A 23,157-nucleotide genomic window follows, 5' to 3' on the forward strand; every position below is an offset into this window, starting at 1 on the left:
CGTGCCGCGACCCCGCGCGGCCATCTTTTGTTTCCATGCCAAAAATCACGCAGCCTCCTCCGGGCAAAAAAATCAGTCGCAAACAAGTCACCGATCTCAGCTCGAGCGAGCTCTGGGCGCTTACGAAATGGACCTACGGCAAATTGTTTCGTTACATGAAGCCGTATCGTGGCCGGTTCATGATCGGGGTGGCGCTGGGCATCTTGAGCGGCCTGTTCAACGCGGTGATGCTGGTGGGATTCAAGATCATCTTTTCCGTGGTGCTGTCGCATGGTCCGGTGGCTCAAACGGCGACCGCGCCGAGCGATTTGTCGTCGGACGTGGAACTCACGCACATGGCATTTGAGAAGCCGGTGAAAGCAGAGTTTGGAGAGGTGGAGATTCCGGTGCTGGGCAAGATCAACCCGGTGGAGTGGGTGCTGGGTTATGCGCCGGAGAAGGCGGGATTTGGGCTGGTGATCGCGGTTTGTTCGTTGATTCCGCTGATGCTGTTCATGCGCGGGTTTCTGACTTATCTGGCGAACTATTCCATGCTGTGGGTGGGGAACAAGATGTTGTATAATTTGCGCAACGACATCTTCCGAAATTTGCTGCGGCAATCGTTGGGTTTCTACAATCGGACGAAGATTGGGGATTTGATTCAAACCGTGTTCAACCAGACGCGGGTGGCGCAGACGAATGCGGTGCAATTGACGTCGGTGCTGATCCAGAAACCGGTGGCGATCATCACCATCTTTGCCTACCTGATGTTTTGGGACTGGTTTTTCACGGTGAGTTCATTGATCGTGTTTCCCTTGTGCCTTGGGCCGATTGCCTATGTGAGTCGGCGGGTGCGTCGCGCGGGTTCCAAGGAAGAAGCGGAGGCGGGGGCAATGATGGTGAACATGCATGAGAGTTTTGCAGGCATCAGGGTGGTGAAGGCGAATGCGCGTGAGGAGTATGAGACCAAGCGTTTCAACAAATCGAACAAGTCGATGGCGGAGAACATCATGCGCTGGCAGAAGGCGCTGGAGATCATTGGACCGGTGGTGGAAACGGTGGCGTCGTTGGGCGTGGCGGCGGGACTGGTTTATGCATGGCATCGCGGCATGCGGGCGGAAGATTTCTTCCTGGTGGTGATTGCGCTGACGCAGATTTATCCTCATGCGAAAGAGTTGGGACGGGTGCAGATCCTGATGCAGAAATGCATTGTGGCATCGAGTGCGGTGTTTGGTTATCTCGAGCAGGAGCCGGATGTGAAGGATGAGCCGGATGCGAAGAAATTGCCACCTGCCAAGGGGGCAGTGACTTATGAAGACGTTTCGTTCACTTACACGGATGCCAAGGGGAAACCCGCGAAAAAGGCGGCAGTGAATGGGATTGATCTGACGCTCGAGCCTGGGAAGTTTTATGCATTGGTCGGACCCAGCGGGGCAGGGAAGAGCACCTTGTTTGCCTTGTTGTTGCGTTATTACGATCCGACTGCTGGAAGGGTTTTGGTGGATGGTCATGATGTGCGGACGGTGACCCAGGAGTCGTTGCGGTCGAACATCGGCGTGGTGAACCAGGACGTGTTTTTGTTTCACGACACGGTGAAAGAGAACATCCGTTATGGCCGGTTGAACGCGACGGATGCGGAGATTGTGGCGGCGGCGAAGAAGGCTCATGCGCATGACTTCATCATGCAGAACAAGGATGGGTATGAGGCGCTGGTCGGCGATGGGGGGAACAACCTTTCCGGTGGTCAGAAACAGCGGTTGTCGATTGCCCGGGCGATATTGCGGGACGCTCCGATTTTGCTGTTGGATGAAGCGACTTCAGCTTTGGATACCGAAGTGGAGCGGATCATCAAGGATGCGATCCACACCCTGCGCGAAGGACGGACGGTGGTGGCGATTGCGCACCGGTTTTCGACCGTGCTGGAGGCGGACCAAATTGTGGTGATGCATGAGGGCAAGGTGGTCGACATGGGCACGCATGCGGAGTTGCTACCGAGGTGTGAATTGTATCAGCGTCTCTATCAGTTGCAGTTTGACAGCGGGCACGCCGATCCAGACAAGCCGATGAAGGATATTAAACCGCAGGACCTTGATGAGCCCTATGAATCGGAGGCGGGTGAAGGGTAAACTTCATTTATGAGCGGACGCAGCTTTCTTCCTAAACTGACGGGAAGCTTTTCGCACCCGGCGGGGGACAATCCGACGGTGGTGATGATGGAGGCGGCGTATCGTCATCATGGCTTGGACTTTCGTTACATCAATATGGAGGTGGGGCCGGAGGCGGAGGGATTGGCAGATGCAGTCCGGGGGGCGAAGGCTCAGGGTTATGTCGGGTTCAACTGCAGCCTGCCGCACAAGGTGGAAGTGATTCAATATCTGGATGGACTGGGTGAATCGGCGAGTTTGATTGGAGCGGTGAACTGTGTGGTGAAACAGGCGGATGGTCGATGGATTGGAGAGAATACCGATGGGAAGGGATTTTTGAGCAGTTTGAAGGGGGTGATTGATCCGGCGGGCTTGCATGTGGCGTTGCTGGGAGCAGGGGGCGCAGCGAGGGCCATTGCGGTGGAGTTGGCGCTGGCCGGGGTTAGTGAGTTAACCTTGGTCAATCGTTCGGAGGCGCGGGGGGCAAAGCTGGCAGAGCATTTGCGGCAGAACACTGCGATGAAAGTAAATTTTTGCGGGTGGTCGGAGTCGTTCGTGGTGCCGGGTGGGGTTGGGGTGCTGGTGAACGCCACCTCGATTGGCTTGGCACCGGATGGCGAAGCGATGCCGGATGTGGATCTCAACTCGTTTCGTGAAGGGTTGGTGGTGGCGGATGTGATTCCGAATCCGCCGCATACAAGGTTTTTGCGGGAGGCGAGGTCGCGTGGTTGCGTCACGCTGGACGGATTGGGGATGCTGGTGAACCAGGGCGCGGCGAACATGGACTATTGGACGGGCGTAAAGCCGGATCTGGCGGTGATGAAGGCGGTGCTGACTGAGATTTTTGGACTTTGAGTCAATTGTTTTCATGTCACTGCGGCAGACGGTGTAACATGAAGAGGCATCATCCATATGGCCTCACCAACATCAGGAGTCGCTGCATCATCTGCACGGGATCGTGTGATGGAGGTGGCATCTTCGGAGAGGCAGCCGAGCCGGTGGGAGGCATGCTGGTTTGGATTTCGTTCGCGCTGTTTTAAGTTTCAGCGGTGGTTGAGGAACTGGGTGAGGGGGGATGTTCGTCGTTTGAGAACCGGAGTGGGCATCGGCGAGTGGGAACCCGTGGCGACGCATGTTTCGCCATTGTTTTCGTCTTCGGAGGTTTCGGAGTTTACGTTGCAGGCGGGGAAGGTGCACAATTTAAGGTTGGCGGCGAAAGGCTTGAATGGAGTCAAGGTGAAGGCGGGGCAGGTGTGGAGTTTTTGGGCGCAGGTGGGTCGTCCGGTAAAGAGTCGCGGCTATGTTTATGGGAGGGAAGTGCGCGAGGGTTGCGTGATTCCGGCGGTGGGTGGCGGGCTTTGCCAGATGTCGGGAGCGATTTATCAGGGTGCCCTTGATGCGGGTTTGGAGATTGTCGAACGGCATGCGCATACGCGCCGGGTGGCGAGGTCGGGAATGGTGCCGGGACGCGATGCGACGGTGTTTTGGAACTATGTGGATTTGAGATTGAGGGCACCGTTTGACTGGCAGATGGAAGTGAGGTTGGAGAATGGTCAGTTGGTGGTGAAGATTTATTGTGAGCGCGGAATGGGGGCGGCGGGCAAAGGCGGGATGACGAGGGTGAAGGCCGATGACGACGATCATACTGCGGAGTCTTGCGAGAGTTGCGGGATGGTATCGTGTTTTCGCCATGCGGAGATGGCGGGGTTGAAGACGCAGGCTCGCACGGCGTTTTTGGTGGATGAATGGTGGCCAGAGTTCGATGCATGGATAGGCCAGGAACGTGGGGATCGTGACCGGTTGTTGATGCCGATGAAGCCGGGGATGGTGGGCGGAAAGCGTTATCCTTGGTCGGTGAAGGGATGGGAAAGGGTGTCGGATTTTCCGGCGTTCGTCGTGGGGCGTTCCTGGAGGTCAAGGCGACTTGCGGGACAAGGGGCGGAGCGGCAGAGGTCGTTGTTGAAGTCTTCCTGTGAACTGGCTTCGCTGTATGAGAAGCATTTGCCGTTTGATGCGCTGCATGTGGTGGTGACACAGAGTTTACTGCCTTATTTGTGGCTATCCGGCGCTCTGGGTGGGCGGACGTTTGATGTGCTGATGCAGAGGGCTCCGCTGGGGGCGTTGCAGGAGAGTTTGGATCGGGCGTATGCCAGACATCCGGAAAGCAGCACGTTGGGAGATTTTCGATTGGATGGAGATTTAGTCATGGCGGAGGAAGAGGCATTAAAGCGGGCGAATCGTTGGATCACCCCCAACCGGCAGTTGGCGGAGATGGCGGGATCGCGAGCGGTGCTGTTGGATTGGACGATGCCGCAAGGCAAGGCGTCTGAAGCGAAAAAGACGTTCTCGAAGCAGATGGTTTTTCCGGCCAGCACGCTGGGGCGAAAGGGGGCCTACGAGGTCCGGGAAACGGCCCGGACATTGGGATGGACGGTGGTGTTGAGTGGACCGGTTTTGGAGTCAGCCGAATTTTGGCGAGGGGTGGAGGTGGTCAACTCGGGAGCTGATTGGTTGAATTTCGCGGGTCCAGTGGTGATGCCGGTTTGGGCGGAGAGTCAGCCAAGGCGATTGTTGTTGGCGTTGGCGAATGGTCGGCCAGTGATCACGACGAAAGCGAGCGGGCTGGAAGGATTGCCAGGGGTGATCGTGATTGAGGAGGGGGCCGCCGGGGCTTTGATTGAAGCCCTGGGAAGTGTCGGAATGAAAGGGGGATGTGCTTGATGATAAACAAGTTGCAGATCCATAAGCGCAGCAGAGAAGGGCGGTGCGTTTCCTTCGGAAAGCATCGTTTCCTCATGACTCCCTATCGCGAATTCCGTCAGTCTTTGGTCCGTTCTGCCGCATGGGCGGTAGCGGTTGGAGTGATGGTTGGAGCACTGATGGCAATGGGCAGCGAGCCTGGGCGGGATCCTTTTGAGAGGAATGTGGAGCGGATTTTCGGTGACGACAAGTTGGCGGATATCCGGGTGGTTTTTGGATACGATGACTACAAGGGGTTTTTGGTGACGAAGGATACTTTTCGTGCGCATCGGTTGATCCGGCATTTGCAAATTCGGTCATTCACAGAAGTGAAGCCGACGGAGGAATTGGCGGAGGAGTTGGGGGTGCCTGCGGACGCGCAGAATTTGAGGATTTATGAGGGCGATGGCAAGGACGGAGAGAGGTTGAGGGTGTCTTTGATCTGGAGTTCGGCCACCACGGATTCGGCAAAGAACAGCGGGTCGGAGTATGCATTGCAACGGCGTTGCAGCCGGCAGGCGCTGGATTTCATGAAGAAGGCGGCGTCGAATGCTGAGGTGATGGCTTACATTGGCCACTCAAGGGGAGGCGGTGGACCAGACACTTACCCGCCAGAGACGAAGGGCGTGGATGCGGATGGGTTTCCGCTGACGGACTTTTCTTATTATCGACGAACACAACCGGGCCTGGACGCGCTGCGTGGAGATTTTTCGAAGTCGCCCCATTTGCCGCATATCATTGCGTGGACGTCATGCCGCTCTGAGTCGCACTTCAGCCGCTGGTTTGGCAATGTTTTGAGCGGCAAGGAGCACGCGACCAGTTTGATCCTCTCAACGAGGTTGACCAGTTACATGCCGATCAACCAGGAGATCCGGGATCAGGACGAGGGATTGATGGCATTTGTGTGTTTGCTGCATTCCCTCCAATACCGGCAAACGAAATCGGTTCTGGAGGAGAACTTGAAGCTCTGCGAGATGGAAGTGGAGCACAATCCCAGGCAGGCGGCCTGGAAGTTGGTTGCTCTGCCGAGTTCAAATTCGAAATCGAATTGAGTCTTTAAATTTGTGCTTCGCATTCGGCGAGGCGGCGATTGAGGAAGGCTTGTTCGGATTTTTGTTCCGTGAGGGCGATGGCCTTGCGCAGATGTTTGGCAGCGGCTGGATGGTTTTGCAGGCGGGCTTCGAATTCGCCCAGCATGGCGTGGGTGAGATAGTAGTTGTCGAGCGTGGTGTGTTGAGGGATTTGCTGGATGGCATCAATACCAGCCTGGGGTCCGCGGATCTCGCAGATGGCAACGGCCCGGTTGAGGGCGACGATGGGCGAGTCGTTGAGAAGCACCCATTGATCGTAGAACGAGAGGATGCGTGGCCAGTCGGTGGAGCCGTAGGTGGCAGCGGTGCTGTGACAGGCGGCGATGCCGGCTTGAAGATGAAACTCGCTGAGTTGGGTGCCCGTGGCGGCGCGGCCGAGATGGGTGAGACCGCGTTCGATCATTTCAAAGTTCCATGCGGCGCGGTTTTGATCTTTGAGAAGGAGCATGTTGCCATCGGCGTCGACCCGGCTGTTGAATCGCGCGGTGTTGAGACACATGAGGGCAACCAGGGCGTGGGTGCGCGGGGTGTTGGTGGCGGGATGGGTGGCGAGAAGGGTGCCGAGTTGGATGGCTTCGAGGCACAGGGATTCTTTCATCAGCGACTCGCCATTGCTGGCCTTGTAACCTTCGTTGAAAAGAAGATAGAGGATTTGCAGAACGGCATCGAGACGAAGGGTGAGCTCTTCGCCGACGGGGATTTCAAAGGGAAGATTGAGTTCGCGAATGTGTTGCCGGGCGCGGGTGAGGCGTTTGGCGATGGCGGCTTCGGAGATGAGGAATCCCTGGGCGATTTCGGCGGGGCTGAATCCGCACAGGGTTTTGAGTGCGAGGGCGATCTGTGCTTCCTGGGGAATGAGTGGATGGCAGCAGGCGAACATGAGTCGCAGCCGGTCGTCCTTGATCTCGTCTTCGAACTTGGCGGCGTCTTCGGGTGCGCTGGAGGTGGTTGACCAAGTTTCAACCGTGGCGATGATCTGCTCCTGTTTGTTACGGAAGGTTTTTTCGCGACGGATGGTGTCGAGCGCGAGGTGTTTGGCGGTTTGGGTGAGCCAGGCGGCGGGATTCTGCGGGATGCCGTAATAAGGCCAGGTTTGCAGGGCACGGATGAGGGCCTCTTGAACGAGGTCTTCGGCCATTTGCAGTCGCTCGATCCCGAAGATGCCGGTGAGGATGGAGACGAGTTTGCCGGACTCATGGCGGAACAGGTGTTCCGTGAGTTGGGGGATGTTTTGAGAAGTTGGGCCGGGGGAGGGGAGGGTGGGGCTCGCGTTCACCGGCTCAGGCCATCATGGCAATGGGTTCGGCGCAGTGCATTTGCGCAGCCTGGGCGACGGGGCAGATCGGGACGACGGGGCGCACTTCAACCTGAATGCCATAAGGGAGGGCGGGGCATGCCTGGGCGATCTTGACGGCTTCATCAAAGTGGCTGACATTGACCATGAGAAAGCCACCGATGGCTTCTTTGGATTCGGTAAAGGGTCCATCGGAGACGCTGGCGTTTTTGCCGGTGATGAGTTTGCCTTCGTTGGCAAGCGGATGTCCGGCGAGGAGTTTGCCTTCTTTGGCAATGCCTTCGATCCAGTCGTTCCAGCGACCCATGGTTTGCTGGACGGATTCAGGAGAAAGTCCGCGATGCCAGTTGGTGCCTCGAAAGAGAATGAGGTGTTGGGAAGAGGTGGTGGCTTCAGTGTTCATGGCTTTGCTAAAGGGTGGTGATGAAGTTTATAACGAACGGAGGGTTTGATACAAGAAGGTTATCGAAGGGGGGCTGCGGGCTTTGATGAATGGGCCGCGGTCAGGAAGCGGGAAACTCGACGGGTGATGAGCCAGATCAAGGTGGCGGTGGAGATGGCGATGAGTGACCAGTGGAGGCTGGATGCGGCAGACACGGAGATGCCGAGGCCGGTGGCGAGGGCGATGTATCCGGCGAGACAGGCGGGGCACTTGGGCAGAAGGGCGAGGGTGGCACCGGGAATGATCCAGGCCAGTGTGCGGCCGACTTTTTGCATGAAACGACGTTGGCGTGATGCCTGAACGCCCGGGGTGCAGCAAGGATGTGGATTCATGATTTGATGTAAGTGGGTGAGGGTGCGCATTCGCAGGTCGAGGGTGGAGATTCATGATAACGTCCGGTTTTGTCGACGTGGCCATCGTGTTGGTAGCGATCATGGTGGCGGACCCAGTCGCTGAGGTTGTTGCGAGGGCCGTGTTCGTTGCGACCCTTGGGCATCATGTCGAGAATCATGTAGGTGCCGAGGAGTGATTCATCGCCGCGCGCAAAGGCGCTGTAGGTGTGGAAAACTTGACCGGATTCGTCTTTGTAGAAAGCGCTGGAGCCGGACAGTTCCTCGATCATGGGCTCGGAGTCCTGGAAGTTGTAGGGGACACTGCCGGAGTTCATTTGTTCGGGAGTGAAAGAGACTTCGAAATCGTAATTGAAGTCGCTGTTGAATGAAGATACCCAATCGTAAGTCCAGCCCATGCGCTTTTTAAATGCCTGGATTTCCTCAAGAGGGGCGCGTGAAATGACGACGGGGGTGACGTCGTGATTCTCAAGGTGGATGATGGCTCCTTGAAGGTGGTCGCAGAGAAAAGAGCAGCCGACACAGCCTTCTTTCCAGTCGGGGCCAAACATGAAGTGGTAGATATAAAGCTGGCTGCGATGTTTGAAGAGTTGAGCGAGGGTTCGAGGGCCTTCAGTGGTGTCGAACTGGTAAGATTTGTCGAGTTTCACCCAGGGAAGTTGCTGGCGTTCGGCGTTTAACTGGTCGCGCATGCGGGTGAGCGATTTTTCTTTTTGCAGCAGAGCTTTGCGCGCCTCAAGCCAAGCGGATCGATTGACGATGGGATGAGAAAATGTGTTGATCGTGGCGTTCATGGTCGAGGTCATGTTCGTGGTGTCTGTGGATGTTGGGATGGCGTGTGGTAACGCGGTTCATGGACACGACGAACGGGATCAACGGCAAAGGACAGCGAGGTTGATTTTGTTAAGGAAGCAGGAATGAGGACAATTTTCGGAAAGATTGGAGTTTTCACTGACGTAATGATTTTCATCCATGAAAATGCCAATCTCCTCCTCTTCCGAGTCTATTGAGACCGTCGTTGTGCCTATCGAGCAGGAGTCGCAAGCTCCGGCTTTGCAACGAGGATTGGCGATTCTTGAGTTGCTGGCAGCGGCTGACGGAGGGGTGACGTTGTCGGAAATCAGTGCGGCGTTGCGACTTTCACCCGCATCGATTTTTCGCTTAACCGGAGTGCTGGAAGAGGCGGGTTATGTGTGTCGTTGTGACCAGTCGAGGCGATTCACTTTAACCCGCAAACTGTTGCTGCTGGGGCAGCCGCGACAGGAAGGGCGGGGACTGGTGGAAAGTTGCTTGCCCGCAATGCGTGAGGTGTTGTTGCAGACGGGAGAGACGGTGCAGTTGTGTTGTTTGGTGGGGGATGAGTGTGTGTTGATTGAGCAACTGGCCTCAACGCATCCGTTCAAGTATCTGGTTGATCTGGGATCGCGTCCGCCGGTGCATTGTTGTGCGCCAGGAAAAGCGTTGCTGGCGTTTTTGCCTGAGGAGGAGCAGGCGGCGATGGTGGGGCGCTTGAATCTGGTGGCGCATACTCCGCGTTCGATCACGGACCGGGACACCATGATGGGGGAGTTGGCAAAGATTCGCGAGGCGGGATATGCGGTGGATCGGGGCGAGCATTTTGAGGGGATCCAATGTGTGGCGGCGCCGGTGCTTGATCGTCATGGACGGGCGGTGGCGGCGATGACCATTGCGGGTCCATCGAGCCGGGTGACGGCGCGCAAGTTTGCCGCCTTGGGGGCGGTGATGAAACAGGCGGGGGCTGCGGCTTCTTTGAAGTATCTCGGTTGAGTTGCCATGAAAGCTGTGTTGATCATTTTTGTGGGTTTGCTGACACTGTCATCCCTGAGGTTGGCGGCGGAGATCACAGCGCAGCAGCGCGAGTTTTTTGAGGCGAAGATCCGGCCGGTGTTGATCGCGGAATGTTATGAATGTCACTCCGGCAAGGAGAGCAAGGGCGGGTTGTTGCTGGATTCTCGTGGCGCGTTGCGGGAAGGGGGAGATAGTGGAAATTTGCTGCTGCCGGGTGATGGCGATGGGAGTTTGCTGATTGAGACGTTGAGGCACGCGCATGCGGATCAGGACCTGCACATGCCCAAGAATGGAGCGAAGCTGGAGGAGTCGATCATTGCTGACTTTGTTGCATGGATCAACATGGGGGCGCCTGATCCGCGGGATACGGCGGAGGTGGTCGCGACGGGCGAGGGGACATGGGAGCAGACCTACGCGTTGCGGTCGAAGTGGTGGAGTTTCCAGCCGTTGAAGAAGATCGAACCCGCCAAGGGCGGAGGACATCCGATCGATGGGTTCATTGATGAGAAGTTGCGACTCAATGGATTGAGCAGGGCGGAGAAGGCCGACAAGCGAACGTTGTTGAGGAGGTTGTCTTTTGCGGTGACGGGTCTGCCGCCGAAGGTGAATGAGATTGAGGAATTTTTGAAGGATGAGTCACCACAGGCATGGGCGCGGGCGGTTGACCGATATCTTGCTTCTACGGCGTATGGCGAAACCTGGGCGAGGCATTGGATGGATTTGATGCGCTATGCGGAATCTCACGGCAGCGAGGGTGATCCATCGATTCCATTTGCGTGGCGGTATCGGGATCACTTGATCCGCGCGTTCAATGATGATGTGCCGTATGACCAGATGGTGAGGGAACATGTGGCAGGCGATTTATTGGAGTCGGCACGGTGGAACAAGGAGCTCAGGATCAATGAATCGTTGCTGGCCACGGCCAACCTGAGATTGATGGAGCACGGGTTTCAGCCGGTCGATTCTTTGGATGAACAGGTCAAGACGGTGGACAACCAGGTCGAGGTGTTAACCAAGTCGTTTCTTGGGCTGACGGTGAGTTGTGCCCGTTGTCATGATCACAAGTTTGATGCGATCAGTCAGAAGGATTATTTTGCTTTGTATGGGATTTTTGCCAGCACGCGGCCGGGGCAGGTGACCTTGGATGATCCAGAATTGTTGGCGATGCATCGCGAGGAACTGGGGGCATTAAAGGCGAAGATCAAAGCTGGGTTGGTTAAGGAATGGATGACTCAGAGTGATCAGATTCCGCAGAGGTTGGATGCGGGCGACGATGAGCTTGAAGAAGTGCAGGAGCGGCTTGCGGCGATGGAGTCGAAGGTGCGGGCGGGTTTGGGGTTGAATGGGAAACAGTCGACATTGGATGGATTGCCCCGATACATGGCTCGCTGGGACTTTGAAGTGGATGGACGTGACTCAATGGGAATCCTGCCCGTAAAGCTGGAAGGTGGAGCGGTCGTGCGTGATGGGCGACTGGTGTTGGATGGCAAAGAGGCGTTCGGAAGCGCGACATTGTTGGCAGATGGATTCAAGGAGAAATCGTTGGAGGCTTGGGTGATGTTGGCGGATGTGGCGCAGCGTGGCGGTGGGGTGGTATCGGTGGAAACGGCGAATGGTTCAGTGTTTGATGGTTTGGTGTTTGGCGAAATGGTGCCGGGTGAATGGATCGCGGGCAGCAACAATCATCTAAGAACCCAATGTCTTGAGGGTCCGGTGGAGGAGGCGGATAAACTGGTGCATTTGGTGGTGGTTTACGGCGCGGACAAGCAGGTGACGATGTATCGAAATGGGGTGGTTTATGGCGGCAGTTATTCAGTGGATGATATCCCCGAGTTCAATGCGGGGGATACGCGGGTGTTGTTGGGGCGTCGACATACGGGTGGCGGGCGGGCGTTTTTGAAGGGTGAGATTGAGGAGGCGGCGATCTATGATGAGTCCTTGGATGCAAAACAGGTGTCGGCGCTTTTCCGACAGGGGATCAACAAGATGGATGAGGCGCAATTGCTGGCAGGCATGACGGACCTCGAGCGGGTGGAACGTGGGCGACTGTTGGAACGTCGCAAGGTTTTGTTGGAGAGCCAGATGGCAAAGCAGCGCACGCGGCGGATGGGGGAGAGCAAGTGGGGGACATTTTATCCGTGGACAGTTTTGAAGGATGTGGGCAGGAAAGATTTACCGGGGAAGTGGGGGGAGTTGGTCGACGAATGGCGAGGAGAATTGGAGTCAAGAAACAGGTTCAATGACGAACATTTTGTGCGGCTCTGGGATTTGCAGGGCGCGGATTATTCCAAGTGGAATCTGATGGGGAATGGATTGCCGATAAAGGCGGCGAAGGCCGGGGAGTTTGTGATTCAGAGTAGCGGAGATTTGGTGGTGAATGCCATTCTGCCAGCAGGGATTTATTCACATGGACTATCAACACGGCACAATGGTTTATTGGTGTCTCCTTACTTCAATGTGGATGCTTCGGCATTGAGTGTGCGCATGGCGGGTGGGGGCGGAGGTGGAGTGAGGGTGATGATGGACAATTATCCTCTCGGCGTGAATGAGACTTATCCACAGAGCCGTCCTGATGAGGGTCCGATGAAGTGGGTAAGGCTGGATACGGACTATCGGAAGGGATCGAGGGCTTACCTTGAGATGGCAACTTATGATGATCTGACAAGGCCGAAGTTGAATGACGGTGCGACGGAGCAGGAGAAGCCTGATGGTCGTTCGTGGTTTGGCATCTCCGAAGTATGGCTGAACAAGGATGCTGAAAAGACGCCAAGGGAAGAGGTGATGCCGGTTTCACTATTGATGCGCGGATCTGCTCCTACGGATGTGCAGGGGTTGATTCACAAGGTGGTGGAACTTACTAAGGGGTGTTTGGTGGCGTGGGAGAAGGATTCGATGTCGGAGGAACAGCGGGCCTGGCTGGACGATTTGATAAGTCATGGCGTTCTAAGTGCCACGATGAAGTCGCTGCCGGAGGAGTTGTCGGCGTTGGTTGCGGATTATCGGGGGCTTGAGTCCAAGATTCCCTTGGCCACGCGTGCGCCGGGGCCGGTGGAGGGAGATGGATATGACTCGCGTTTGATGATTCGTGGAAGTCACACGGAGTTGGGTGATGTGGTGCCCCGTCGGTTTTTGCAGGTGCTGGGTGGAGGTCGTGAGTTTACCAGTGGCAGCGGACGCCGGGAACTGGCGGAGGCAATGACGGATTCGGAAGCCAATCCGTTGCTGGCGCGGGTGATGGTGAACCGGGTTTGGCATTGGTTGTTTGGCAGGGGATTGGTGACCACGGTCGATAACTTTGGTCGGCTTGGGGAACGTCCGACTCATCCTGAACTGCTTGACTGGCTTGCGGGAAAATTCATCGAGGATGGGTATTCGGTGAAGAAGTTGATTCGCATGATGCTGACGTCGCAGACCTGGCAGCAAGGGCATTGGATGTCGAATCGGGCACGCGAAATGGATGAAGGGAATCAATGGTGGAGCCGGATGCCGGTGCGTCGGCTTGAGGCGGAGATGATTCGTGATGCCATGCTTGAAGTGTCGGGGATGCGGGATGATTCGATGTATGGCGAGCCGGTGCCGGACACGAAGTTTCGGCGCAGCATTTATCTGCCGGAGCGGCGCAATCGACCGCATCCGTTTCTAGAAGTGTTTGACCGGCCCAAACCGGCAACGACGCGCGGTCAGCGTGATGCGACGAACATTCCTGCGCAGTCGCTGACCATGATGAATGATGTTTATGTGCGGAACCTTGCCAAACGCTGGGCGAAGCGGGTGATGGCGGAACCTCATTCAGAGGATGCGGTGTCGGAAAGACTGCACGGGGTTTATGAATCGGCTTTTGGTCGGGTTCCGACGGATGAGGAGATCGAGATTGCGGCGGGATATCTTGGGGAGAAGCCGACGGAAGATAGCTGGAGTGACTATCTTCAGGCGCTGTTTGCGATCAAAGAGTTTATTTATCTGCGTTGAAAGAAAGTTCAGTTATGAATCATCAGCATTGGTATTCAAGAAGGGCGATGTTGTCGCGGGCTTCGACGGGGTTTGGGTTGACGGCTTTGTCGGCCATGAAGGCGGATCGCGCGGGTGCGGCTGAAAGTCCGTTTGCGGCGAGGCCTTCCGGTTATCGGTCCAAGGTTCGCTCGGTGATTTTCGCCTACATGAGCGGCGGGGTGTCGCATGTGGATTCGTTTGATCCGAAGCCGGAACTGGCGAAGCGTCATGGACAGCCGATGCCGGTGCCGGTGAAGCGGACGATGTTCAACAACAACGGCAACATCATGGCGAGTCCGTTTGAGTTTAAGAAACATGGGCAGAGCGGGATAGAGATCAGTGACATGTTTCCATGTGTGGCGAAGTGTGCTGATGATCTGGCGGTGGTGAGGTCAATGACCAGCAAGGTCAACGAGCATGCGCAGGGAAATTATTTCTTTCATTGCACCCAGCCGTTTAGTGGATTTCCGAGTGCGGGTTCGTGGGTGACTTATGGGCTGGGAAGTGAGGCGGATAATCTTCCGGGCTTTGTGGTGTTAAGCCATGGCAACGTGCCGCATGGTGGAGTGGGATTGTGGGGCAGCGGATTTCTTCCCGCAGTGCATCAGGCTTCGATCATTAATCCGGATGGCAAGGAGCCGTTGAATAATGTGACGCCGCGTGAGGCGGATGCGATGCAGCGACGTCGGCTTGAATTGATGGGCAGGTTGGACAGCAAATTTCTTGAACAAGTGCAGGCGGATGCACAGGTGGAGGCGGCGGTGCGCAACTATGAGATGGCTTATCGCATGCAGGCGGCGGTGCCGGACTTGTGTGATCTCAGGGGGGAGACGGAAGCGACGAAGAAGCTTTACGGACTCGATTCAGCGGACAAGGAGAAGGCGGCTTATGCGAAGCAGTGTTTGTTGTCACGGCGGCTGGTGGAGCGGGGTGTGAGGTTCATTGAGCTTACGTGTCTGTCGAAAAATATCGGGGCGGGGAATGCGGCGAATCCGTGGGATCAGCATGGCAAGATCAAGGAGGGGCACGGGGCCATGGCGCATCAGGTGGACCAACCTTTGGCGGCGCTGATTACCGATTTAAAAGCGCGCGGATTATTTGAAGAGACCTTGATTGTTTGGGCGGGAGAGTTTGGGAGGACGCCGTTTAGTCAGGGCAGCGATGGACGCGATCATAACCCGTATGGATTTTCGATCTGGCTGGCAGGAGGCGGGATCAAGGGGGGCACGGTTTACGGCGCAACGGATGATCTGGGGTATTATGCGGTGGAGAACCAATGCGAGGTGTATGACTTATGGGCGACGGTGCTGCATTTGTTGGGACTGGATCATGAGAAGTTAAGGTATCGCTTCAGTGGTCGGGATTTTCGACTGACCGATGTTCATGGCCGGGTGCTGCATGATATTCTGGTCTGATGAGTTAGTTCAGTTGGGTTGCAGCTGGCCTTGATGGAGGGTGAGGACCTCGTCGCAGAGCTTGGTGAGTTCCCACTGGCAGTGCGTGACGTAGATCATGGGGATCTTGAACTCATCATGGATGGCTTTGAAATAGGGAAGGATGCGTTCCTTGAGTCGGTCATCGAGACTCGACAAGGGTTCGTCGAGGAGGAGGAGCTTAGGGCTGGCAAGCAGGGCGCGGCCAAGGGCGATGCGTTGTTGCTCGCCGCCGGAGAGTCGCTGGATGGGACGGGACAGGAGAGTCGAAAGTTCGAGGAGTTCGATGACGCGACCGGGAAGGGTTGAGTTGGCGGATACGGCGCGGAAGCCGTAGTGCAAATTGGCACTCGCGTTGAGATGAGGGAAAAGGGCGAGGTCTTGTGGCACGTAACCAACTTGTCGTTTTGCGGGAGGGATGTGGACGTTTTGAGGAATGTCGGTGAGGGTTTGATCGTTGAGAACAATGCGTCCCGCCGAGGGTCGGCGTATGCCGGCGATGATTTCCAGCAGGGTGGTTTTTCCTGATCCCGAGCGACCAAAAAGGCCGGTGATGGGGGCGGAGAGTTGGGTGCTCACAGAAAGGGTGAACTCGGCGAGCTGAAGGGTGAGGTTTTCGAGTTTCAGGCTCATGGCGTGAGCCTCCGGCGTGACAGGCGTTCGCTGGTCCACAGGGCGATGAACGCGATGATGAGGCAGACGGTCAGCAGCTTCATGGCCTGGTCGTCATTGCCGGTTTGCACATGTTGATAGATGGAGAGGGACAGGGTCGCGGTTTCGCCGGTGATGAGTCCGGCCAGCATGATGGTGGCCCCGAATTCGCCGAGGGCGCGGGCGAAGGAGAGGATCAGACCGGCGGCGATGCCGCGTCGGGCGAGGGGCAGGGTAATGGTGCAGAAGACGTTGAAGGGTGAACGGCCAAGGGTGCTGGCGATGTTTTCGAGTCGCACAGGGACTTCTTCAAACGCGGTGCGAAGGCTGCGCACCAATAAGGGGAAGGACATCACGCCGAGGGCGATGACAACGGCACGCCAGGTGAAGGCGATGTCGAGGCCAAAGTTTTCGTAGAGCCAGCCGCCGATGGGGCCACGTCGGCCAAGCAGTTTGAGGAGGATCAATCCGGTGGCCACTGGCGGCAATACGAGGGGCAGGGCGACGATCGTTTCGACGATGGATTTGCCCGGCCAGTCTTTGCGGGCAAGCAGCCAGGCGAGCGCCATTCCCGGTGGCAGGATGGCAACGATGGCAAAGGCGGCGGTCCACAAGGTGAGCCAGATGGCCTGCCAGTCTTCGCTGCTGAAGTTACCGGGCAACATCGGTTTCCGGTAGGACGATGAATCCGAATTGGGTGAAGGTGGCTTTTGAAGTTGGGGTGTCTAGATGCTCAAGATACTGCAAAGCGAAGCCGAGGTTGGGCGCGTTTTTGAGAGCGGCCTTGGGATAGGTGATGGTGAGAGCTGGGTCGATAGGGACTTGATAAGCGACTTTGACTTTTTTGGAAATGGCGGCGTCGGTTTTGTAAACAATGCCGACGTCGATATTGCCAGATTCCACGGCAGCGAGGGCGGCTCGGACATTCTCGGTGGCGACGATTTTTGGTTCGATGGATTGCCAGAGGCCTGCCTTTTCGAGATAGGCTTTGGCGTAGCGGCCGACGGGCACGGCTTTGGGATCGCCGGTGGCAATTTTGGAGATCGTTTTGGTTGTTAGGTCAGTTAGAGAGTGGATGGACAGAGCGCTGTCGGCTGGGGTGACGATAACCAGGGAGTTGGAAAGTTGGTTTTCACGGGTGTTGGATTGCAGAAGACCTTTCGCATCGAGATGGTCCATCTTGGCGAGGTCGGCGGAGATGAAAACATCCATGGGGGCACCTTCCTCGATTTGTCGGGCCAGGGTGCTGGAGGCACCGAGATTAAGCTGGATGTGGACGCCGGTTTGCTGGGTGAATGCGGTGTTGATTTCCTTGAGTGCGTCCGCAAGGCTGGCCGCAGCGGAGACGCGTAGGACTGGCTCGGCGGCATGAGTAATGCCTCCTAGTATTAAAATACATCCCAGCATTGTGATGACGGTTTGCATTGGGGGTTAAGGCGCGCGGCGACCGAATTTCTTCTCCAATTCGGGAAGGGTGATCTGAATAAGTGTGGGTCGGCCGTGGGGACAACAGTAGGGCATTTCGCAGGCGAAAAGGTCTTCGAGAAGTTTGCGAAGTTCGGGTTCGCGCAGGCGGTCGTTGGCTTTGACGGCAGCGCGGCAGACGGTGGTGGCGATCATGTCTTCGCCGAGTCGGAGGGTGGACGTGCGACTGCTGTTGACGGCGAGTTCATCGACCACCTGACGCAGCAGATCGAGGGGGTCATCGGTTTTTAGGAAGGCAGGAAGGGCGTCGATTTTGAACGCATTGTTGCCGAACGGGCCAGCTTCAATGCCGAGTTTGGTGAGAGTCGGAAGGTGTTGGTTGAGCAGGTCGTAATCGCGCGGTGAAACCTCCCAATTGAGGGGGAGCAGCAGACGTTGTGAGGGCACGCCTTCATGTTCCATGGCGTGACGAAGTTGTTCGTAGAGCACGCGTTCGTGAGCGGCGTGCTGATCCATGAGAACCAATCCTTCCACGCTTTCCATGAGCACATAAAGTTTGTGCAGCACGCCGAGAATGCGAAATTGATCGGCTTGGTTTAAGGCGGGTTTCTGAGAGAGGGTGTCGTTGGTTGGGGAAGGCGGGGGAGGGTTTTCTACCAATGACAAGGGAGGGGATGACGTGCTTTGCGTGTTGTTGGCGATTGGAATGGAGGACCAATCGTTTCTTAGGCTCGTTTGCTGCGGTTCGGGGATGAGCGAGGGCTGCTGTTGGAATGCTGACTCGGCGATGTTAGTTCGTGTCGATGGCAGATGTCCACTGGAGATGGTGGTGGCCTGGTTGATGGTTTGTGCCACCGCCTCCACCACGGCTTCGCGAATGGCATGACCATCGTGGAATCTAACTTCTTTTTTCGCCGGATGAACATTGATGTCAAAACTCTCAGGCGCCATTTCCAAGAACAGAAGGGTGACCGGATACTGCCCTTTCATGATGGCGTTGTGATAACCTTCCCTAAGTGCATAAGCGATGGTTGGACTCTCCACCGGACGACCATTAAGAAAGGTGATCTGCATCTGCCGGTTGGGTCGGCTGACGGCGGCTCCGCCGATGTATCCACTCACCTTGATGGAGGGATGAGTGGAGGTCGGAAGCGGAAGCAGTCGGCGTGCGAGGTCGCGTCCGCACAATCCTTCAATTCGTTCCAGGAGATCACTGGTGGGGGGAAGATGAAAAGTGACGGCACCATCTCTGACCAGCGTGAAGGCGACGCTGGGATGGGCGATGGCATGCAGTCGGAACTGCTGTTCAACATGGGCGAACTCGGTCGATTCGGTGCGGAGAAACTTGCGACGGGCAGGAACGTTGTAGAAAAGGGAACGGGCTTCGATAACGGTGCCATGGCTGCCTCCGTAATCGCGGACGTCGGTAAGCCGACCGCCCTGGACCTCGACTTCAGTGCCGGAGATGGCGGAGGCTTCGCGGGTGGCGAGTCGGAAACGCGAGACGCTGGCGATGCTGGGAAGGGCTTCGCCGCGGAAACCAAAAGTGTGAATGGCGCTGAGGTCTTCTTTTGTGCGGATTTTGCTGGTCGCATGACGCTCCAAACTCATCAGCGCATCTTCTCGACTCATGCCGTGTCCATTGTCGACAATTCTGATCAGGGCGGTTCCGCCGCGTTGCACGTGGACTTCGATGTGGGTGGCTCCGGCGTCGAGGCTGTTTTCGAGCAGTTCGCGCACCACGGCGGCGGGGCGCTCCACCACTTCACCGGCGGCGACCTGGCTGGCAAGTGCGTCGGGAAGAATACGAATTCTGCTCATCGTGTTTGATATATTGAAAATGGGTATTACGTAAGTAGCTGAGCGTGTGCATCCGGGAGGCTGATGGCCGAGGTTTTCAGCGAGCGGGTGGATGCGTTGCAGATTGATTCAATTTTCTAGTTTCTTTGTGTCTTGTCATGATTACTGCCACTGCCAATGCCGTCAAACATCTCCGTGGTCTTTTGGAGGACCATTCGACGGTTGACGGTCAGGGTCTGCGCTTGATGGTGAAAAAAGGTGGGTGTGCTGGCATGGAGTATGTTATGAAGCTGGACTCGCCGGTTGAGGGAGACTGTGTTTTTGAACAGGAGGGGGTTAACATCTTGGTGGATGCCGACAGCCTTACTTATCTGAACGGAGTTAACATTGACTACGAGGACAGCTTGAGCGACAGCGGTTTTAAGGTGAACAACCCCAATGCAGCACGTAGTTGCGGTTGTGGGTCCTCGTTTGATCCGGGTGGATTGTGACGATTATTTTTTCGAAAAAGGGTTTAACGGTTGCAAATGATGGTAAATTTAATAAGCTTTGGTTAAGGACCCGGCTTATTAAGGCTACGCTAACATTTTAATTTCAGTTAGTTATGAAAGTTCAATTTTTGAGTGCGAGTTCAGATCACCGCACCCGTGCGGGCGGCGGGAAACATGCGGCCAAAAAACGTCGTGATGAAGGGCTGTTTTGGTGGACCATTCTTATCACTTTGTTGATGGGCCTGGCGACCTTTTGCTGGTTCTTCAGCATCATGGTGTTCAAATACCCAGAGAAGCCGTTCAACTACAAGCTTCTGACAAAATTGGAAAAGCTGGAGGAGATCAAGAAATTCGATCCTTTGTTTGTTCCAACGGGAACTTTTCATGGGGCACGCGAATTGCTTGCCAAGTATTACAATTACAATGGAGAGCAACTGGGCCTGTTGAATGACCTGCTGAAGAGGTCATACATCATGAATTACGCGAACGAAGGTCCGGTTTATGTTCGCGGTGCATATACGGTGGTGAATTCAAGGAAGCTGGCAGAGGGGGATCTGATCACTGAAGGTTGGGTGGTGCGAGCAAGATCGACCGAAATTGAGGACGTGGAGATCGAATTGCTGCTTCCAGGGGCAAACCAAGAGGCGTCACCCTATTCTCCAGGTGAGACGTTTACTTTGGACAACAAGGCCACCTTCGGCAGCGTGGTGCATGTGAGTCGCGACGCTGAGACGGATGGGCTGTGCGCTTCGGTGATCCCAATTGCCTATGGCACCTACAAGGCCGGTGAGCAGCAAACCATTTCGCTGATTCCGCCCAAAGTGCTCAACATGGAGTCGCCCTGGCCGTTGACCAAGAGCGAGCCAGGCGGAACCCAGGTGGCAGCGAAGGTGGAATTGTAAGGATTTGAAGGTTTCCTAGGAGGTTTGAGACGCATCGTTTGGTGCTGAGCGATTTCGCGGTCTGCGGTCTTTTCCTTGTGATTTGGATTTTCATCCGGCGGGACAATCTAGCGAAAGCAGGAGCCGGAGTTTGGGCCGATTTTCGTTTGCCGCGCATAAGGCCGTCCATGAAGGACGCAATTCATGCCATCAACGAAACCCGGCACTGTGTGCCGGGCTTCTAGGAGTCGTCCCGATGGGACGGGGAATAGGGAGGCGAATTTGGTCGGGCCATAGAAGCGGAGAATCTGGTCGCAATCCTGAATGCCAATTGGTTCCTGTGCTTGAATCCAATGAACAGGTGAAGGGAGATCCGATTGCGAGTGATCACTGGACTTGAGACGATGAATGGGTTTCCTCAAGCCATGCCAGTGCTTTTTGATAGCTGGCGTTGGCAAGGTAGTGTCGCATCTGACCGGGAAGATCAGCACGCCATTCGCTCGAGCAGTTTTCGATTTGGATTGAGATCTCTTTAAGCGCGCTGAGGTGTGTTTCTGGATCGCGGTCGCGCCATTCGTGATTGGAGATGATGGTGAGTCGTTCGCGCAGCAGCGTCGCGAGGGATTGTTTTTGTTCCGTGGTGAGGGGCATGGGTATTGAAGATGATACAGTAGGATGTATGAGGACACAAAAAAGACCGGAAATGTCCGGCCTGAGTGGGTGAAGAGAAATGGTGGCTCTGTTAGGGTTGCCAGTCTTTGAGCATTTCAAGATACAGCTCAAAGGCATCCATGTGGGTATGCGCCACGGCATCCATGGCCCAGAAGTAGGCTTTCTCGGCCTCCTCCCAACGTTGGTGACGGTGATGATGGATGGCCAGGGAGAGACGGGGTCCCATCGATTGTGGGGCGAGCCGGATGCCGTGATTGATCGCGTTGAGGGCCTGTTGCTGTCTTCCGGTGATGTCATAAGCATCCGCCAGGGCGAGGGCAATGAACATGTTGTGCGGATTGAGGCTCTGAGCCGTCTCGAAATTGGAGACAGCTTCGGCGAGAAGCGGTGAGGCGGTGGCGACGGAAAGACCACCGATGTTTTCAAGGCGTGTGAGTCCGCGCGCATACCAGAGCCGATGATTGCGTGAATCAAAGGCGAGGGCGCGGTCGAGTGCAGCAATGCGTGAGTCGCCGTGGTCTTCTTCGACGGATTGAAGGGTGGCCAGTTCGTTGAAGTAGTCGGATCGTCCAAAGGTGACACTTCCGTAGATCATGAAGATGCCGGAGGCTAGCAGGGCAACTTTGAGGAGCGGCTTGAAGCCGGGAATGACGAGTGGGGCGGATGCGGGTTCGGAGATGCCGGGATTGGCGAGGATGCCGAGGAACAGGCTTGCCGTCAATGCGACGGCTGGGACGTGAAGATGGAAATCCACCAAGGCGTGAGACAGCACGGCGACCAGTGCGGTCATGGAACCGAGCACGTATCCGAGATTGCGACTGGTCAGAAGGGCGTTTCGCGAAAACCGTTCGGAGAGGTGCCACTTGAGGAAATGAATGCCCTGCTTGAAATGGAGGGCAAGGACCATCAATCCAAGGCCAAGTCCGATCCATCCGTAGTCAGTGAACAATTGCAGCCAGTCATTGTGGACAAACTGGGCGTCCTTCATGTGCGAGGGGGTGTCGGCGGTGCGGTATTGGATGCAGCCTTCGTAGAACATTCTGGAGCCAGTGCCGGTGAGCGGGGATTCCACGGGTTGTGCGAGGGCGGCTTTCCAGATGAATTGACGTGGGTCAGACAAGGTGGATTCGCTGCCCAAAGCGGAGGTGCGTTTCATCAGTTGTTCGGAGAAAACGCCGATGACCACCATGGTGCCAAAACCGATCAATACCGCAGCGCCAAGCAGCATGCGCCAGAGTGCATGGGGATAAGCTTTTAGCACCAGGATGGAAACAACAAGTGCTGTGATGGCGACGCCGATGGCGATGGCGGCCAGTCCACCGCGACTGATGGTGAGGGCGATGCCGATGACATTGGAGACAAACAGGAATAGCAGCAGGATGCGTCCGGCGGCGTTGATGCGTCCCATGAGTGCGGTTCCCAAGAAGAACAGGGCACCCATCGAGAGAAATGCGGCAAGGTGGTTGGAGTTGTTGAAAAATCCGCCGATGCGCTGGCCTTCGCCAAAGGTGCGCATGTAGCTCGGCACGATGTGGAAGTTCCATTTGCCCGAGAAATGCACAAATCCCACGGCCAGATTTCCCAAGGTGACCAGAATCAAGATGGCAAGAATGACTCCGCGCGTCCGGGCGTCAGACAGGATGGTTGCTGAGAACAGGTAGCAGACGAGGCACCCGAGAATGAGGAACAGATCTTCGCGTGCATAGATTTCCACGGGCGACAGGACGGCGCGACCGACCAGATAGGCGGCCATGACAAAAACGCTCAGCAGGCAGGTGGCGGAGGGCGCGGTGCGCAATGGCCAGCGACCGCCGATCACCATCAAACTGGCAGCCGCACCGAGCAGGGCGACTGTCGGCCAGAAGAAGAGCAATCGTGTCTCGGTGCCCAACACCAGGCCGCTCAGCAATCCGAGAAAGCTGAGCAGAAGCACGATTGCCCGAACGGTTTTTTGCAACCACATGGG

General features: G+C 56.2%; 19 protein-coding genes. 9 read left to right on the forward strand and 10 right to left on the reverse strand.

Annotation, left to right across the window (positions count from 1 at the left end):
- Positions 1–35 precede the first annotated feature (35 nt).
- From FEM03_RS11190 to FEM03_RS11205, 4 genes are all read left to right on the forward strand, one after another.
- A complete protein-coding gene (locus FEM03_RS11190) occupies positions 36–2,105 on the forward strand; it encodes an ABC transporter ATP-binding protein (RefSeq protein WP_138086338.1) in 2,070 nt (689 codons plus the stop codon).
- A 9-nt stretch (positions 2,106–2,114) separates the two neighbouring features.
- Positions 2,115–2,978 (forward strand): shikimate dehydrogenase, encoded by an 864-nt coding sequence (gene aroE, locus FEM03_RS11195; RefSeq protein ID WP_138086339.1) that lies wholly within the window; start codon positions 2,115–2,117, stop codon positions 2,976–2,978.
- Positions 2,979–3,035: 57 nt separating this feature from the next.
- Positions 3,036–4,844 carry a VanW family protein gene (locus FEM03_RS11200; protein WP_138086340.1) on the forward strand — a complete coding sequence of 603 codons (1,809 nt, stop codon included), beginning with the start codon at positions 3,036–3,038 and terminating at the stop codon, positions 4,842–4,844.
- Positions 4,845–4,918: 74 nt separating this feature from the next.
- Entirely contained in the window at positions 4,919–5,914 is a 996-nt protein-coding gene (locus FEM03_RS11205) for a hypothetical protein (protein ID WP_138086341.1), read from the forward strand.
- Between the two features lie 4 nt (positions 5,915–5,918).
- Here FEM03_RS11205 and FEM03_RS11210 read toward each other — a convergent pair whose 3' ends face one another.
- The 4 genes from FEM03_RS11210 to FEM03_RS11225 are packed head-to-tail and all read right to left on the reverse strand — an operon-like array spanning position 5,919 to position 8,833.
- On the reverse strand, positions 5,919–7,229 hold the full coding sequence (locus FEM03_RS11210) for an RNA polymerase sigma factor (protein ID WP_138086342.1): 1,311 nt from the start codon (positions 7,227–7,229) through the stop codon (positions 5,919–5,921).
- A gap of 4 nt (positions 7,230–7,233) precedes the next feature.
- The gene (locus FEM03_RS11215) at positions 7,234–7,650 is read right to left on the reverse strand and encodes a YciI family protein (RefSeq protein WP_138086343.1); all 417 of its coding nucleotides are present in this window, start codon (positions 7,648–7,650) and stop codon (positions 7,234–7,236) included.
- A 59-nt stretch (positions 7,651–7,709) separates the two neighbouring features.
- A complete protein-coding gene (locus FEM03_RS11220; RefSeq protein ID WP_138086344.1) occupies positions 7,710–8,021 on the reverse strand; it encodes a hypothetical protein in 312 nt (103 codons plus the stop codon).
- The gene (locus FEM03_RS11225; RefSeq protein ID WP_138086345.1) at positions 8,018–8,833 is read right to left on the reverse strand and encodes a DUF899 domain-containing protein; all 816 of its coding nucleotides are present in this window, start codon (positions 8,831–8,833) and stop codon (positions 8,018–8,020) included. Before FEM03_RS11225 ends, FEM03_RS11220 begins: the two co-directional genes overlap by 4 nt.
- A gap of 178 nt (positions 8,834–9,011) precedes the next feature.
- Between FEM03_RS11225 and FEM03_RS11230 the strand changes: the two genes are divergently transcribed.
- From FEM03_RS11230 to FEM03_RS11240, 3 genes are read left to right on the forward strand one after another with little or no spacing between them, the layout of a single operon-like run.
- Positions 9,012–9,827 carry an IclR family transcriptional regulator gene (locus FEM03_RS11230; protein WP_138086346.1) on the forward strand — a complete coding sequence of 272 codons (816 nt, stop codon included), beginning with the start codon at positions 9,012–9,014 and terminating at the stop codon, positions 9,825–9,827.
- 6 nt (positions 9,828–9,833) lie between these two features.
- Complete coding sequence (locus FEM03_RS11235) at positions 9,834–13,817, forward strand: DUF1553 domain-containing protein (RefSeq protein ID WP_138086347.1); 3,984 nt, start codon at positions 9,834–9,836, stop codon at positions 13,815–13,817.
- 14 nt (positions 13,818–13,831) lie between these two features.
- Positions 13,832–15,253, forward strand: a complete 1,422-nt coding sequence (locus FEM03_RS11240) for a DUF1501 domain-containing protein (protein WP_138086348.1) — start codon at positions 13,832–13,834, stop codon at positions 15,251–15,253.
- A gap of 9 nt (positions 15,254–15,262) precedes the next feature.
- Here the strand turns inward: FEM03_RS11240 and FEM03_RS11245 are convergent, their stop codons facing one another.
- The 4 genes from FEM03_RS11245 to mutL are packed head-to-tail and all read right to left on the reverse strand — an operon-like array spanning position 15,263 to position 19,168.
- Entirely contained in the window at positions 15,263–15,904 is a 642-nt protein-coding gene (locus tag FEM03_RS11245) for an ATP-binding cassette domain-containing protein (RefSeq protein ID WP_138086349.1), read from the reverse strand.
- Positions 15,901–16,587 (reverse strand): molybdate ABC transporter permease subunit, encoded by a 687-nt coding sequence (modB, locus tag FEM03_RS11250; RefSeq protein WP_138086350.1) that lies wholly within the window; start codon positions 16,585–16,587, stop codon positions 15,901–15,903. Before modB ends, FEM03_RS11245 begins: the two co-directional genes overlap by 4 nt.
- Positions 16,574–17,347 carry a molybdate ABC transporter substrate-binding protein gene (gene modA / locus FEM03_RS11255; protein ID WP_138086351.1) on the reverse strand — a complete coding sequence of 258 codons (774 nt, stop codon included), beginning with the start codon at positions 17,345–17,347 and terminating at the stop codon, positions 16,574–16,576. The genes modB and modA overlap by 14 nt, the downstream gene beginning before the upstream one ends.
- 6 nt (positions 17,348–17,353) lie before the next feature.
- The gene (gene mutL / locus FEM03_RS11260) at positions 17,354–19,168 is read right to left on the reverse strand and encodes a DNA mismatch repair endonuclease MutL (protein WP_138086352.1); all 1,815 of its coding nucleotides are present in this window, start codon (positions 19,166–19,168) and stop codon (positions 17,354–17,356) included.
- A gap of 137 nt (positions 19,169–19,305) precedes the next feature.
- On the opposite strand from mutL, the gene FEM03_RS11265 reads away from it, so the two are divergent.
- Both FEM03_RS11265 and FEM03_RS11270 read left to right on the forward strand, forming a co-directional pair.
- Positions 19,306–19,638: a HesB/IscA family protein gene (locus tag FEM03_RS11265; protein ID WP_138086353.1), complete on the forward strand. Its 333-nt coding sequence runs from the start codon at positions 19,306–19,308 to the stop codon at positions 19,636–19,638.
- Positions 19,639–19,751: 113 nt separating this feature from the next.
- Positions 19,752–20,540, forward strand: a complete 789-nt coding sequence (locus tag FEM03_RS11270; protein ID WP_138086354.1) for a hypothetical protein — start codon at positions 19,752–19,754, stop codon at positions 20,538–20,540.
- A gap of 366 nt (positions 20,541–20,906) precedes the next feature.
- Here the strand turns inward: FEM03_RS11270 and FEM03_RS11275 are convergent, their stop codons facing one another.
- The gene (locus FEM03_RS11275; RefSeq protein WP_138086355.1) at positions 20,907–21,170 is read right to left on the reverse strand and encodes a hypothetical protein; all 264 of its coding nucleotides are present in this window, start codon (positions 21,168–21,170) and stop codon (positions 20,907–20,909) included.
- A 91-nt stretch (positions 21,171–21,261) separates the two neighbouring features.
- The gene (locus FEM03_RS11280) at positions 21,262–23,154 is read right to left on the reverse strand and encodes an O-antigen ligase family protein (protein WP_138086356.1); all 1,893 of its coding nucleotides are present in this window, start codon (positions 23,152–23,154) and stop codon (positions 21,262–21,264) included.
- Between the last annotated feature and the right edge of the window lie 3 nt (positions 23,155–23,157).

The organism is Phragmitibacter flavus (assembly GCF_005780165.1).
GTDB lineage: Bacteria > Verrucomicrobiota > Verrucomicrobiia > Verrucomicrobiales > Verrucomicrobiaceae > Phragmitibacter > Phragmitibacter flavus.

Coding starts and splice junctions, on each gene's coding strand:
- FEM03_RS11190 (WP_138086338.1), top strand. CDS start 36: ATGCCAAAAATCACGCAGCCTCCTCCGGGCAAAAAAATCAGTCGCAAA.
- aroE (WP_138086339.1), top strand. CDS start 2,115: ATGAGCGGACGCAGCTTTCTTCCTAAACTGACGGGAAGCTTTTCGCAC.
- FEM03_RS11200 (WP_138086340.1), top strand. CDS start 3,036: ATGGCCTCACCAACATCAGGAGTCGCTGCATCATCTGCACGGGATCGT.
- FEM03_RS11205 (WP_138086341.1), top strand. CDS start 4,919: ATGACTCCCTATCGCGAATTCCGTCAGTCTTTGGTCCGTTCTGCCGCA.
- FEM03_RS11215 (WP_138086343.1), bottom strand. CDS start 7,650: ATGAACACTGAAGCCACCACCTCTTCCCAACACCTCATTCTCTTTCGA.
- FEM03_RS11220 (WP_138086344.1), bottom strand. CDS start 8,021: ATGAATCCACATCCTTGCTGCACCCCGGGCGTTCAGGCATCACGCCAA.
- FEM03_RS11225 (WP_138086345.1), bottom strand. CDS start 8,833: ATGAACGCCACGATCAACACATTTTCTCATCCCATCGTCAATCGATCC.
- FEM03_RS11230 (WP_138086346.1), top strand. CDS start 9,012: ATGAAAATGCCAATCTCCTCCTCTTCCGAGTCTATTGAGACCGTCGTT.
- FEM03_RS11235 (WP_138086347.1), top strand. CDS start 9,834: ATGAAAGCTGTGTTGATCATTTTTGTGGGTTTGCTGACACTGTCATCC.
- FEM03_RS11240 (WP_138086348.1), top strand. CDS start 13,832: ATGAATCATCAGCATTGGTATTCAAGAAGGGCGATGTTGTCGCGGGCT.
- FEM03_RS11245 (WP_138086349.1), bottom strand. CDS start 15,904: ATGAGCCTGAAACTCGAAAACCTCACCCTTCAGCTCGCCGAGTTCACC.
- modB (WP_138086350.1), bottom strand. CDS start 16,587: ATGTTGCCCGGTAACTTCAGCAGCGAAGACTGGCAGGCCATCTGGCTC.
- modA (WP_138086351.1), bottom strand. CDS start 17,347: ATGCAAACCGTCATCACAATGCTGGGATGTATTTTAATACTAGGAGGC.
- mutL (WP_138086352.1), bottom strand. CDS start 19,168: ATGAGCAGAATTCGTATTCTTCCCGACGCACTTGCCAGCCAGGTCGCC.
- FEM03_RS11265 (WP_138086353.1), top strand. CDS start 19,306: ATGATTACTGCCACTGCCAATGCCGTCAAACATCTCCGTGGTCTTTTG.
- FEM03_RS11270 (WP_138086354.1), top strand. CDS start 19,752: ATGAAAGTTCAATTTTTGAGTGCGAGTTCAGATCACCGCACCCGTGCG.
- FEM03_RS11275 (WP_138086355.1), bottom strand. CDS start 21,170: ATGCCCCTCACCACGGAACAAAAACAATCCCTCGCGACGCTGCTGCGC.
- FEM03_RS11280 (WP_138086356.1), bottom strand. CDS start 23,154: ATGTGGTTGCAAAAAACCGTTCGGGCAATCGTGCTTCTGCTCAGCTTT.